This is a genomic window from Enterobacter pseudoroggenkampii (genome assembly GCF_026420145.1).
Taxonomy (GTDB): Bacteria; Pseudomonadota; Gammaproteobacteria; order Enterobacterales; family Enterobacteriaceae; genus Enterobacter; species Enterobacter pseudoroggenkampii.
In genome coordinates this window covers 129,245-142,822 of record NZ_JAPMLV010000001.1, presented here as the reverse complement: position 1 = coordinate 142,822, position 13,578 = coordinate 129,245, and the positions used below count along the sequence as shown (strand labels likewise).

The following is a 13,578-nucleotide window of genomic DNA, read 5'->3' as shown; positions in this document are numbered from 1 at the left end:
CTTGTTTTTATTGACGCTCTTTGCGCGAGGTCACTATTTTGCGGTTACAACCTGCATTCCGGAGGGTTCATTCTGCAGTGCGAGACTGAGAACTTCCTCAATTCGCTTAACAGGATGAATCTGCAGATCGGCAATCACGTTGTCCGGAATCTCTTCCAGATCGCGTTTATTTTCGTAAGGGATCAATACGGTTTTGATCCCACCGCGGTGCGCCGCCAGCAGTTTTTCTTTTAAACCACCAATCGGCAGAACCTGACCACGCAGCGTGATTTCACCGGTCATTGCCACATCAGCACGCACCGGGTTCCCTGTCAAACAGGAAACCAGAGCGGTACACATGGCAATACCCGCGCTTGGACCATCTTTCGGCGTCGCCCCTTCAGGTACGTGCACGTGGATGTCGCGTTTTTCGTAGAAATCAGGGTTGATACCCAGTTTCTCTGCACGCGCACGAACCACGGTCAACGCCGCCTGGATGGACTCCTGCATCACTTCACCCAGCGAGCCGGTGTAGGTCAGTTTACCTTTACCTGGCACACAGGCGGTTTCGATGGTCAGCAGATCGCCACCCACTTCCGTCCATGCCAGGCCAGTCACCTGACCAACGCGGTTTTCGTTGTCCGCGCGACCGTAGTCGAAGCGCTGGACGCCCAGGTACGCATGCAGATTGTCGCCGTTAATCACAATGTGTTTCAGGCTCTTATCCAGCAGCAGCTGTTTCACCGCTTTACGACACAGTTTAGAGATTTCACGCTCAAGGCTACGCACGCCCGCTTCACGGGTGTAGTAGCGAATGATGCCGATAATCGCGCTGTCCTCGACGGTCAGCTCGTTGGCTTTCAGCGCGTTACGCTCGATCTGTTTCGGCAGCAGGTGCTGCTTAGCAATGTTCAGCTTCTCATCTTCGGTATAACCGGAGAGACGGATCACTTCCATACGGTCCAGCAGCGGGGCCGGAATGTTCATGGAGTTGGAGGTCGCCACGAACATCACATCGCTCAGGTCGTAGTCCACTTCCAGGTAGTGATCGCTGAACGCCACGTTCTGTTCTGGATCAAGCACTTCCAGCAGTGCAGACGCAGGGTCGCCACGCATGTCCGACGACATCTTATCGATCTCATCGAGCAGGAACAGCGGGTTTTTAACCCCCACTTTCGCCATCTTCTGGATCAGTTTACCCGGCATAGAACCGATGTAGGTACGGCGGTGACCGCGGATTTCCGCCTCATCGCGTACGCCACCCAGCGCCATACGGATATACTTACGTCCGGTCGCTTTGGCGATGGACTGACCCAGAGAGGTTTTACCCACCCCCGGCGGCCCTACCAGGCACAGAATTGGGCCTTTGATTTTGTTTACACGGCTCTGTACCGCGAGGTACTCAAGAATGCGGTCTTTCACGCGTTCCAGGCCGTAGTGGTCGGTATCCAGGATTTCCTGCGCCTGACGCAGGTCTTTTTTGACCTTGCTGCGGGCGTTCCACGGAACCTGCACCATCCACTCAATGTAGCCGCGTACAACGGTCGCTTCAGCCGACATTGGAGACATCATTTTCAGCTTCTGCAGTTCTGCTTCGGCTTTCTCTTTCGCCTCTTTCGGCATCTTCGCCGCGTCGATCTTACGCTTCAGCGCTTCGTTTTCGTCCGGCGCGTCATCCATCTCGCCCAGCTCTTTCTGAATGGCCTTCATTTGCTCATTCAGATAGTACTCACGCTGGGATTTCTCCATCTGCTTTTTCACGCGGTTGCGAATGCGCTTCTCAACCTGCAGCAGATCGATTTCGGACTCCATCATCGCCATCAGGTATTCCAGACGTTCGTTAACGTCGGACATTTCCAGCACGGACTGTTTGTCAGCCAGCTTCAGCGGCATATGGGCAGCGATGGTGTCCGCCAGACGCGCAGGATCGTCGATGCTGTTCAGCGACGTCAGCACTTCTGGTGGGATTTTCTTGTTCAGCTTGATATAGCCTTCAAACTGGCTAATCGCGGTGCGCACCAGCACTTCCTGCTCGCGCTCATCAAGCTCAGGCGAATCAAGGTACTCTGCCTTCGCAGAGAAGTGCTCGCCGTCGTCTGACAGAGTGGTAATACGCGCACGCTGCAGCCCTTCTACCAGCACCTTCACGGTGCCGTCAGGCAGCTTCAGCATCTGCAAAATGGAGGCCACGGTCCCGACGGTGAAAAGATCGTTTACACCCGGCTCATCCGTTGATGCTTCTTTCTGCGCCACCAGCATGATTTTTTTATCATGATCCATAGCGGCTTCGAGGCAACGGATAGATTTTTCCCGCCCTACAAATAAGGGTATGACCATGTGCGGATAAACCACCACATCGCGCAACGGCAATACGGGGATTTCAATGCGTTCAGAACGCTCAGGATTCATAGAGCTCTCTCTTAGTTAGTGTCCGCCAGGTAAGCTGGTCATGTCACTGTGCTTCACATAACCATTAACATGTATCCAGTATATGGGGATGTTTGCCACACATTCAACGCTATGAATACGGAAAAAGTAAAGGGGAGATAAAATCCCCCCTTTTTGATTAACTGCTTGTATGATTTGGTGAATTATTCGCCAGATGCCTGCTGTGCTTCCGGTTTGCCGTAAATCAGCAGCGGCTTGGTTTGACCGCTGATGACGGACTCGTCAATCACCACTTTCTCCACGTCTTCCATCGATGGCAGATCGTACATGGTGTCGAGCAGTGCCGCTTCAACGATAGAACGCAGGCCACGGGCACCGGTTTTACGGATCATCGCTTTCTTGGCAATGGCATCCAGCGCTTCGTCGCGGAATTCCAGGTCAACGCCTTCCAGATTGAACAGCGCCTGATACTGCTTGGTCAGCGCATTTTTTGGCTCTTTCAGGATCTGGATCAGCGCGTCTTCACTCAGCTCATTCAGCGTTGCCACAACCGGCAGACGGCCGATGAATTCAGGGATCAGACCGAATTTGATCAGATCTTCTGGTTCAACCTGAGACAGCAGTTCACCTTCGTTTGGTTTTTCGGACGTCGATTTCACCGTTGCGCCAAAACCAATGCCGGAGCCGGTTTCAACACGGTGGGAGATGACTTTATCCAGACCAGCAAACGCACCGCCACAGATGAACAGGATCTTGGAGGTATCAACCTGCAGGAACTCCTGCTGAGGATGTTTACGACCACCCTGTGGCGGAACAGCGGCAACCGTACCTTCGATCAGCTTCAGCAGTGCCTGCTGTACGCCTTCACCCGATACGTCACGGGTAATGGACGGGTTGTCGGATTTACGGGAGATCTTGTCGATCTCATCGATGTAAACAATCCCGCGCTGGGCTTTCTGTACGTCGTAATCACATTTCTGCAGCAGTTTCTGGATGATGTTTTCGACATCCTCACCCACATAACCGGCCTCGGTCAGGGTGGTGGCATCCGCCATCGTGAACGGAACATCAAGCAGACGCGCCAGGGTTTCAGCCAGCAGCGTTTTACCGGAACCGGTTGGGCCGATCAGCAGAATGTTACTTTTACCCAGTTCTACGCCATTGCTGGTGTCGCCGTTACGCAGACGTTTGTAGTGGTTATAGACCGCTACCGCCAGCACTTTCTTGGCCTGCTCCTGTCCGATGACGTAGTCGTCAAGGTGATGACGAATTTCATGCGGCGTTGGCAGCGCGCTGCGCTCACGGTGCGGTGCGACTTCTTTAATCTCTTCGCGAATGATGTCGTTACATAAATCGACACATTCGTCGCAGATATACACGGACGGCCCGGCAATCAGTTTACGCACTTCATGCTGGCTTTTGCCGCAAAAAGAGCAGTACAGCAGTTTGCCCGAACCATCTTTGCGTTTATCTGTCATGAGTCCAAACCTCTTTTTAAGTTCTTTGTGCCGCACATGACGACGCAAATGCCAATCTAAGACGCAAGCTGCAATAAGCAGCGTGCCGCCCTACCTTAGTATAGCGGCACACTCGCGTCGCGGGCATCAATTACGATGGGTCAACACGGAGTCGACTAAGCCGTACTCAACTGCCTCTGGTGCAGAGAGGAAGCGATCGCGCTCGGTATCGCGCTCGATCTGCTCGAGTGGTTGACCCGTATGCTGCGCCATAAGTTCATTCATGCGCGCTTTTACTTTCAGAATTTCGCGGGCGTGGATTTCGATATCCGTCGCCTGCCCCTGGTAACCGCCCAGCGGCTGGTGAATCATCACGCGGGAATTTGGCAAGCAGAAACGCTTCCCTTTCGCCCCTGCTGTTAACAGGAACGCGCCCATAGATGCAGCCTGACCCATACAGATAGTGCTGACATCTGGCTTGATGAATTGCATGGTGTCATAAATGGACATCCCCGCTGTAATCACGCCCCCCGGGGAGTTGATGTACAGGTAAATGTCTTTTTCCGGGTTTTCCGCTTCCAGAAACAGCATCTGCGCCACGATCAGGTTAGCCATGTGGTCTTCCACCTGGCCGGTCAGAAAGATAACGCGTTCCTTGAGCAGACGGGAATAGATATCAAAAGATCGCTCACCACGTGAGGTCTGTTCAATAACCATTGGCACCAGAGCCATATGGGGTGCAAAGTTATCTCGTTCGCCACTGTATGACATTTCCGTCTCCTGGATCTAAATTGAAAACACCTGCTGTACTGATTGTAACCTTATGGACGGATTATCAGCCAGTCTCATTCATCGTGATTACGTACTTATGGGGTTCACAGTGCCCTATTTCAAGCATAACAACCTTTTGTTGTTACGCTAACACTGAAAGGGCGTTTTAGCACTCTTCCTGGGCTATTGGTGTGATAAAAAAAACCCGTCACCAAAAGGCAACGGGTTTTTGTTCAAACTTTAAACCGTTGGGGCGAAATTACGCCTGCTGGTTCATCAGTTCGTTGAAAGAGGTCGCTTTTTCGGACACTTTCGCTTTCGCCAGTACCGCTTCAACAGCCTGCTCTTCCAGGGCAACGTTGCGCATGTTGTCCATCAGCTCTTTGTTCTTACCGTAGAACTCGATCACTTCTGATGGATCTTCGTATGCAGAAGCCATCTCTTCGATCAGGCCTTTCACACGCTCTTCGTCAGCTTTCAGCTCGTGGGTACGAATTACTTCGCCCAGCAGCAGGCCAACAACTACGCGGCGTTTCGCTTGCTCTTCGAACAACTCGCGTGGCAGTTCCATCGCTTGCTGCTGGTTGCCACCGAAACGCTGTGCAGCCTGACGGCGCAGAACGTCGATTTCGCTGTCGATCAGGGCAGCTGGAACGTCGATGTCGTTGGCTTTCACCAGACCTTCGATCGCCTGAGATTTCACACGGTTACGCACCGCGCCGTTCAGTTCGCGTTCCATGTTCTTACGCACTTCGGTACGCAGACCCGCTACGGAACCATCTTCCACGCCGAAACGCTTGATGAATTCTTCAGTCAGTTCTGGCAGTTCGCGCTCTTCAACTTTCTTCAGGTTGATAGCGAACTTCGCTGCTTTCCCTTTCAGGTTTTCAGCGTGGTACTCTTCCGGGAAGGTCACGTCGATAGTGAACTCTTCGCCAGCCTTGTGGCCTTTGATACCGTCTTCGAAGCCTGGGATCATACGACCCTGGCCCATTGCCAGTACGAAGTCAGACGCTTTACCGCCTTCGAACTCTTCGCCGTCTACAGAACCGGTGAAGTCGATGGTGACACGGTCTTCAGCGTCAACAGCGCCTTCTTTCTCTTTCCAGTTCGCCTGCTGCTTACGCAGGGTATCCAGCATGCCGTCAACGTCTTCGTCAGTCACGGAAACAACTGGTTTTTCAACTTCGATAGATTCCAGACCTTTCAGCTCAACTTCCGGGTACACTTCGAACTCTACGGAGTAGGTGAAGTCTTCGCCCAGTTTGTATTCGCCTGGAACGTAGTTCGGCGCGCCGGCCGGATTGATTTTTTCTTTGATGATCGCATCAATAAAGTTACGGCTCATCAGTTCACCCAGCACATCCTGACGCACGGAAGCGCCATAACGCTGAGCAACAACATTCATTGGTACTTTGCCCTTGCGGAAGCCGTCAATACGTACTTTTTTTGCTACGTTGACCAGCTCGCTTTTCACAGCAGTTTCGATGCTGTCAGCAGCGATAGTAATCGTTACACGGCGGCCAAGGCCTTGAGTGGTTTCAACTGAAACTTGCATCTTGTTACCTCAAAAAAATCACAGTGCTCGGTCAACTCTGAATCTGTCTGTTATACCGGGATGCTCTCTTAGTGCAGATTCACATTCCCTGTCGCCAGAATCATCCCGAAGACATTCAATAAGACGCGGCATTATAGCGGCATCACTTAGGTGAGTCGAGAACGGTTGGGGCATGTTGCTGCGGCTTTTTTCACACTTTAAGGCTATTTTTAGCCTTAAAATCGCACCATCCGCTCAAAACTCAGACAAAACAAAACGGCCCGGAGGCCGTTTTGAGGAAATCTGTAAGCAACATACTGGAAAAGCTCCAGCCGTTGCAAATCCGATTTATCAGGCGATTGTGCCTGCTCCGCGACAGGGCGGTGATGCAAAAACCGTATCCTGCAAGCCTTCCCATTCCTTAATGGTATAGGTATGCAGTGCCAGCGCATGTACGGTCGTGGAGAGTTCTTCCGTCAAGGTGCTGTAGATCAAGCGATGCCGATTCAGGAAACGTTCTCCCGTGAAGCGATCGCTAACCAGAACCACTTTGAAGTGGCTTTCAGAACCTGCCGGCACGTTATGACGATAGCTTTCGTCGACGACTTCGAGGAACACAGGGTTGAACGCCGCCCTTAATTTATCTTCTATATGCTCACGTATCATCATGAAATTACTCCTCCGACAACGCCAGGATGTCACCCATCCCTTTAAATGTTAGCCGCTTTTACCGTTTCCATTACACCTTGACAACAAATATTTAGCTTTCGTCTGATTTTCTCATTCAAACGAATGAAGTTCACTGTGAGACTCATACGTTTTGTCATACACGGATTGGGAAAAACGGTGAACTGGTCAGTTTTCGGACAAGGCGATGAATTTACATGCGTTGACCACTTCCCCTCGCCGTTGGCGATGTTATGATGGCGGCAATTTTTCTCTTTATATGCTTACGATTCGTTGAGAACCCGAAAATGTTAAAAAAACTCTTCTTTCCGTTGGTAGCCCTTTTTATGCTGGCAGGCTGCGCTACCCCGCCTACCACTATTGATGTCTCACCAAAAATCACCCTGCCTCAGCAGGACCCAAGCCTGATGGGCGTCACCGTGAGCATTAACGGTGCCGATCAGCGTCAGGATCAGGCGCTGGCAAAAGTGACCCGCGATAACCAGCAGGTTACCCTCACCGCGTCCCGCGACCTGCGCTTCCTGCTCCAGGAAGTGCTGGAGAAACAGATGACCGCTCGCGGCTACATGATTGGCCCAAGCGGCGCGGTTGATCTGCAGATCATCGTGAACAACCTGTATGCTGACGTGTCTCAGGGCAACGTGCGCTACAACATCGCGACCAAAGCGGATATCGCCATCATTGCCACCGCGAAGAATGGCAACAAGATGACCAAAAACTACCGCGCCAGCTACTCTGTTGAAGGTGCGTTCCAGGCCTCCAACCAGAACATTGCTAACGCCGTTAATAGCGTGCTGACCGACACCATCGCCGATATGGCGCAGGACACCAGCATTCACGACTTCATCAAGCAGAACGCGCGTTAATCCCGCTCGCTGACCCGGTGTATCACCGGGTCAGTTTTATAAGAACATGTCCAGCCATTACTTGCGCATTTTCCAGCAACCGAAATCAGCGATTCTGCTGATCCTCGGCTTTGCCTCGGGTTTACCCCTCGCACTCACTTCCGGCACGCTTCAGGCGTGGATGACGGTCGAGAACATCGATCTGAAAACCATTGGCTTCTTCTCGCTTGTGGGCCAGGCCTACGTCTTTAAGTTCCTGTGGTCTCCGGTCATGGATCGCTACACGCCGCCTTTCCTCGGGCGTCGTCGCGGCTGGCTGGTGATGACGCAGATCCTGCTGCTGCTGGCCATTGCGGCGATGGGTTTTCTTGAACCTACCACGCAGCTTCGCTGGATGGCGGCGCTTGCGGTGGTGATTGCCTTCTGTTCCGCCTCTCAGGATATCGTGTTCGACGCCTGGAAGACGGACGTGTTACCTGCGGAAGAGCGTGGCGCCGGTGCGGCAATCAGCGTGCTGGGCTATCGCCTCGGGATGCTGGTCTCCGGTGGGCTGGCGCTGTGGCTTGCCGACCGTTACCTCGGCTGGCAGGGCATGTACTGGCTGATGGCCGCCCTGCTGATCCCCTGCATTATCGCGACCTTATTGGCGCCCGAACCGAGTGACGTTATCCCGGTTCCCCGCTCGCTGGAGCAGGCCGTCGCCGAACCGCTGCGTGACTTCTTTGGCCGCAACAACGCCTGGCTGATCCTGCTGCTCATCGTCCTTTATAAGCTGGGCGATGCCTTTGCCATGAGCCTGACCACCACCTTCCTGATCCGCGGTGTCGGTTTTGACGCCGGCGAAGTGGGTGTGGTGAATAAAACGCTGGGGCTGTTTGCGACCATTGTCGGGGCATTATACGGTGGCGTGCTGATGCAGCGCCTGACGCTGTTCCGCGCGCTGCTGATTTTCGGCATCCTTCAGGGCGCCTCTAACGCAGGCTACTGGCTGCTGTCGATTACCGATAAACATACGATCAGCATGGCCGCGGCGGTGTTCTTCGAAAACCTCTGCGGCGGTATGGGCACAGCGGCGTTTGTCGCCCTGCTGATGACCCTGTGCAACAAGTCATTTTCCGCCACGCAGTTCGCTCTGCTCTCGGCGCTCTCTGCCGTAGGCCGCGTGTACGTTGGCCCGATTGCCGGCTGGTTCGTGGAAGCCCACGGTTGGCCAACATTTTATCTCTTTTCTGTCGTGGCCGCCGTGCCGGGGATTTTATTGTTGCTGGTGTGTCGCCAGACGCTGGAATATACCCAGCGGACAGAACACTTTATGCCGCGCACCGAATATCACCGCGCCTACCGTTTTGCGTTACGTCTGTTAATGGTGGGCTGCCTTGCTCTGGCACTGTGGCTGGTGGTGCTCATTATTAATGCCAGCACGTCACTGGCACTCCCCTTCGAAGCCCTTCTGCTGGACGCAGGCGCCCTGCTGGCTATCGCCGGGATCCTGACCGGGGGCCTGCTCGATTTCATGGCCTTGCGTAAAACGCAGATGACCTGAAGAAAAATGCGAAAGGTTATTTCCCGTTGTAATCACTAACCGAAATTATAACGGCGAAATAGCCATCAACCGCAAAAAAAATATTTGTTGTTTTGTGCGGGATAGGATTTGGAAATTATTGGCTCCCATTCCAAAACGCTATTTTTCATTAAACGATTCAGCATGCGAGAGTTTGATTTTTCGTTTTTTAGATGTCTTTTTATTGATAATTAATTGTTAATTTTTTGTTTATTTTCAACAATGGTTATACCAATTGCCCCTTTTAGGGTATGCTTGGGGGTCCTTTCGTTATAAAGCCCATGCCATGCGGCTTCGGTCATAAAAACCGACATAATTTGCAACACTTGTGACACGTGCGGCAGAACCCGGTAACACCTTCCTGACACAGGCCTAATGATGTTTACAGTAATGTAACCTTCCCGTAAAATGCCCGCACACTTTAAACGCCACCAGACTCCGTGGAATTGAGGTCGTTAAATGAGACTCGGGAAATACAATAAAAGTTTGGGATGGTTGTCATTATTCGCGGGCACTGTATTACTCAGTGGCTGCGATTCTGCACTACTAGACCCCAAAGGACAGATTGGACTGGAACAACGTTCACTGATATTGACGGCTTTTGGCCTGATGTTGATTGTGGTTATTCCTGCCATTTTGATGGCTGTTGGTTTCGCCTGGAAGTATCGTGCGAGCAATAAAGATGCGAAGTATAGCCCTAACTGGTCACACTCCAATAAAGTGGAAGCTGTGGTCTGGACGGTACCTATTCTGATCATCCTGTTCCTTGCCGTACTGACCTGGAAAACCACTCACGCACTTGAGCCAAGCAAACCGCTGGTTCACGATGAGAAACCTATTACCATTGAAGTGGTCTCCATGGACTGGAAATGGTTCTTCATCTATCCAGAGCAGGGTATTGCTACCGTGAATGAAATCGCCTTCCCGGCGAACACTCCGGTTCAGTTCAAAGTGACCTCCAACTCCGTAATGAACTCCTTCTTCATCCCACGTCTGGGTAGCCAGATTTACGCGATGGCCGGTATGCAGACCAATCTGCATCTGATCGCGAATGAAGCAGGCACCTATGATGGTATCTCCGCCAGCTATAGCGGCCCGGGCTTCTCAGGTATGAAGTTCAAAGCTATTGCGACGCCGGACCGTGCCGCTTTCGACCAGTGGGTTGAAAAAGCGAAGCAGTCTCCAAACACCATGTCTGACATGGCGGCGTTCGAAAAAGTGGCTGCACCTAGCGAATACAACAAGGTGGAGTACTTCTCTAATGTGAAACCTGATTTGTTCAAAGACGTTATTGGCAAATTTATGGATCACGGCAAGAGCATGGACATGACCCAGCCTGAAGGCGAGCACAGCGCGCATGAAGGTATGGAAGGCATGGACATGAGCCACGCGGAAACCGCTCACTAAGGGGCCGAGGAAGAAAATGTTCGGAAAATTGACACTGGATGCAGTGCCCTACCATGAACCGATTATCGTGGTTACGGTGGCTGCAATTATCATTGGTGGCGCGGCCTTACTGGCCCTGATCACTTACTTCGGTAAGTGGAGCTACCTGTGGAACGAGTGGCTGACTTCGGTTGACCACAAAAAACTCGGTATCATGTACTGCATCGTCGGTATCGTCATGTTAATTCGTGGCTTTGCGGATGCGATCATGATGCGTAGCCAGCAGGCACTCGCTTCAGCGGGTGAAGCCGGCTTCCTGCCGCCGCACCACTACGATCAGATCTTTACCGCTCACGGCGTTATCATGATCTTCTTCGTGGCGATGCCGCTGGTTATCGGTCTGATGAACGTTGTCGTTCCGCTGCAAATCGGCGCGCGCGACGTGGCGTTCCCGTTCCTGAATAACCTGAGCTTCTGGTTCACGGTTGTCGGCGTTATTCTGGTTAACCTGTCACTGGGTGTGGGCGAATTCGCGCAGACCGGCTGGCTGGCTTACCCGCCGCTGTCAGGAATTGAGTACAGTCCGGGCGTTGGCGTCGACTACTGGATTTGGGCGCTTCAGCTCTCCGGTGTCGGTACTACCCTGACCGGTATCAACTTCTTCGTGACCATTATCAAGATGCGTGCCCCTGGCATGACCATGTTCAAGATGCCGGTATTTACCTGGGCATCTCTGTGCGCAAACATCCTGATTATTGCCTCCTTCCCAATTCTGACCGTCACCATCGCGCTGCTGACCCTGGACCGCTACCTGGGCACCCATTTCTTCACGAATGATATGGGTGGCAACATGATGATGTACATCAACCTGATTTGGGCCTGGGGTCACCCGGAAGTGTACATTCTGGTTCTGCCTGTGTTCGGTGTGTTCTCCGAAATCGCAGCAACCTTCTCGCGTAAACGTCTGTTTGGTTACACCTCTCTGGTGTGGGCAACCGTGTGTATTACCGTTCTGTCGTTCATCGTTTGGCTGCACCACTTCTTCACCATGGGTGCGGGCGCGAACGTAAACGCCTTCTTCGGTATCACCACTATGATTATCGCCATCCCTACCGGGGTGAAGATCTTCAACTGGCTGTTCACCATGTACCAGGGCCGTATCGTGTTCCACTCAGCGATGCTGTGGACCATCGGCTTCATCGTGACCTTCTCCGTAGGTGGGATGACCGGCGTACTGCTGGCGGTACCAGGTGCTGACTTCGTTCTGCACAACAGTCTGTTCCTGATTGCGCACTTCCATAACGTTATCATCGGTGGCGTGGTCTTCGGCTGCTTCGCTGGCGTAACCTACTGGTGGCCAAAAGCGTTCGGCTTCACGCTGAACGAGAAATGGGGTAAACGCGCGTTCTGGTTCTGGATCATCGGCTTCTTCGTAGCATTTATGCCGCTGTACGTGCTGGGCTTCATGGGTATGACCCGTCGTCTGAGCCAGCAGATCGATCCGCAGTTCCACCCAATGCTGATGGTTGCAGCGGGCGGTGCCGTGCTGATTGCCTGTGGTATCGCGTCTCAGCTGATTCAGTTCTACGTGTCTATTCGCGACCGCGACCAGAACCGTGACCTGACCGGTGACCCATGGGGTGGCCGTACGCTGGAGTGGGCAACCTCTTCTCCACCGCCTTTCTATAACTTTGCCATCGTGCCGCAGGTTCATGAACGCGACGCATTCTGGGAAATGAAAGAAAAAGGTGAAGCGTACAAGCAACCTGCTCATTACGAAGAGATCCACATGCCGAAAAACAGCGGTGCGGGCATCGTGATTGCCGCCTTCGCAACGGTATTTGGTTTCGCAATGATCTGGCACATCTGGTGGATGGCGATTGTTGGCTTCGCCGGCATCGTAATCAGCTGGATTGTGAAGAGCTTTGACGAGGACGTGGACTACTACGTACCAGTCCGTGAAGTTGAGAAGCTGGAAAATCAGCATTTCGACGAGATTTCTAAAGCGGGGCTGAAAAATGGCAACTGATACTCTGGCGCACTCAACTGCCCACGCGCATGAACATGCGCACCACGATACAGGACCGACCAAAGTCTTCGGTTTCTGGATCTACCTGATGAGCGACTGCATTCTGTTCTGCTGTCTGTTCGCGACCTATGCCGTTCTGGTGAACGGCACGGCGGGCGGCCCGGCTGGCAAGGATATCTTTGAACTGCCGTTCGTTCTGGTTGAAACCGCACTGCTGTTATTCAGCTCCATCACCTACGGCATGGCGGCTATCGCCATGTACAAAAACAACAAGAGCCAGGTTGTTTCCTGGCTGGCGTTGACCTGGTTGTTTGGTGCTGGATTTATCGGGATGGAAATCTATGAATTCCATCACCTGATTCTGGAAGGTTTCGGTCCGGATCGCAGTGGCTTCCTGTCCGCGTTCTTCGCGCTGGTAGGTACCCACGGTCTGCACGTCACCTCTGGTCTGATCTGGATGGCGGTACTGATGTTCCAGGTATCCCGTCGCGGCCTGACCAGCACTAACCGTACCCGTATCATGTGCCTGAGCCTGTTCTGGCACTTCCTGGACGTGGTGTGGATCTGTGTGTTCTCTGTTGTATATCTGATGGGGGCGATGTAATGAGTCATTCAAACGATCATGGCGCTTCCCACGGTAGCGTAAAAACCTACATGACAGGTTTCATCCTGTCGATCATCCTGACGGTGATCCCGTTCTGGATGGTGATGAGCGGTTCTGCGTCTAAGCCGGTTATTCTGGGTGCAATCCTGGTGACCGCGGTGATTCAGATTCTGGTGCATCTGGTTTGCTTCCTGCACATGAACACCAAGTCCGATGAAGGCTGGAATATGACCGCCTTTATCTTTACCGTGATTATCATCGCTATCCTGGTAGTCGGTTCCATCTGGATTATGTGGAACCTCAACTACAACATGATGGTTCACTAAGAGCGGCG

At 52.7% G+C, this 13,578-nt stretch carries 11 protein-coding genes; 6 read left to right on the top strand and 5 right to left on the bottom strand.

Annotated elements, in window-relative coordinates:
• Positions 1–33 precede the first annotated feature (33 nt).
• From lon to bolA, 5 genes are all read right to left on the bottom strand, one after another.
• Positions 34–2,388 (bottom strand): endopeptidase La, encoded by a 2,355-nt coding sequence (lon, locus tag OTG14_RS00680; protein ID WP_023334706.1) that lies wholly within the window; start codon positions 2,386–2,388, stop codon positions 34–36.
• Between the two features lie 182 nt (positions 2,389–2,570).
• The gene (gene clpX / locus OTG14_RS00675; RefSeq protein ID WP_024906819.1) at positions 2,571–3,845 is read right to left on the bottom strand and encodes an ATP-dependent protease ATP-binding subunit ClpX; all 1,275 of its coding nucleotides are present in this window, start codon (positions 3,843–3,845) and stop codon (positions 2,571–2,573) included.
• A 126-nt stretch (positions 3,846–3,971) separates the two neighbouring features.
• Entirely contained in the window at positions 3,972–4,595 is a 624-nt protein-coding gene (gene clpP / locus OTG14_RS00670) for an ATP-dependent Clp endopeptidase proteolytic subunit ClpP (protein ID WP_010428105.1), read from the bottom strand.
• 259 nt (positions 4,596–4,854) lie between these two features.
• Entirely contained in the window at positions 4,855–6,153 is a 1,299-nt protein-coding gene (gene tig / locus OTG14_RS00665; protein WP_024906818.1) for a trigger factor, read from the bottom strand.
• A gap of 330 nt (positions 6,154–6,483) precedes the next feature.
• Positions 6,484–6,801 (bottom strand): transcriptional regulator BolA, encoded by a 318-nt coding sequence (gene bolA, locus OTG14_RS00660; protein ID WP_021241655.1) that lies wholly within the window; start codon positions 6,799–6,801, stop codon positions 6,484–6,486.
• Positions 6,802–7,106: 305 nt separating this feature from the next.
• On the opposite strand from bolA, the gene OTG14_RS00655 reads away from it, so the two are divergent.
• From OTG14_RS00655 to OTG14_RS00630, 6 genes are all read left to right on the top strand, one after another.
• Complete coding sequence (locus OTG14_RS00655) at positions 7,107–7,685, top strand: lipoprotein (protein ID WP_023310568.1); 579 nt, start codon at positions 7,107–7,109, stop codon at positions 7,683–7,685.
• Between the two features lie 46 nt (positions 7,686–7,731).
• The gene (gene ampG, locus OTG14_RS00650; RefSeq protein ID WP_032646163.1) at positions 7,732–9,207 is read left to right on the top strand and encodes a muropeptide MFS transporter AmpG; all 1,476 of its coding nucleotides are present in this window, start codon (positions 7,732–7,734) and stop codon (positions 9,205–9,207) included.
• Positions 9,208–9,684: 477 nt separating this feature from the next.
• Complete coding sequence (gene cyoA, locus OTG14_RS00645) at positions 9,685–10,632, top strand: cytochrome o ubiquinol oxidase subunit II (protein WP_014882770.1); 948 nt, start codon at positions 9,685–9,687, stop codon at positions 10,630–10,632.
• A 16-nt stretch (positions 10,633–10,648) separates the two neighbouring features.
• Positions 10,649–12,640 (top strand): cytochrome o ubiquinol oxidase subunit I, encoded by a 1,992-nt coding sequence (cyoB, locus tag OTG14_RS00640; protein ID WP_014168864.1) that lies wholly within the window; start codon positions 10,649–10,651, stop codon positions 12,638–12,640.
• Entirely contained in the window at positions 12,630–13,244 is a 615-nt protein-coding gene (locus OTG14_RS00635; RefSeq protein WP_023334703.1) for a cytochrome o ubiquinol oxidase subunit III, read from the top strand. The genes cyoB and OTG14_RS00635 overlap by 11 nt, the downstream gene beginning before the upstream one ends.
• Positions 13,244–13,570: a cytochrome o ubiquinol oxidase subunit IV gene (locus OTG14_RS00630; RefSeq protein WP_006176899.1), complete on the top strand. Its 327-nt coding sequence runs from the start codon at positions 13,244–13,246 to the stop codon at positions 13,568–13,570. The genes OTG14_RS00635 and OTG14_RS00630 overlap by 1 nt, the downstream gene beginning before the upstream one ends.
• Positions 13,571–13,578: the final 8 nt, after the last annotated feature.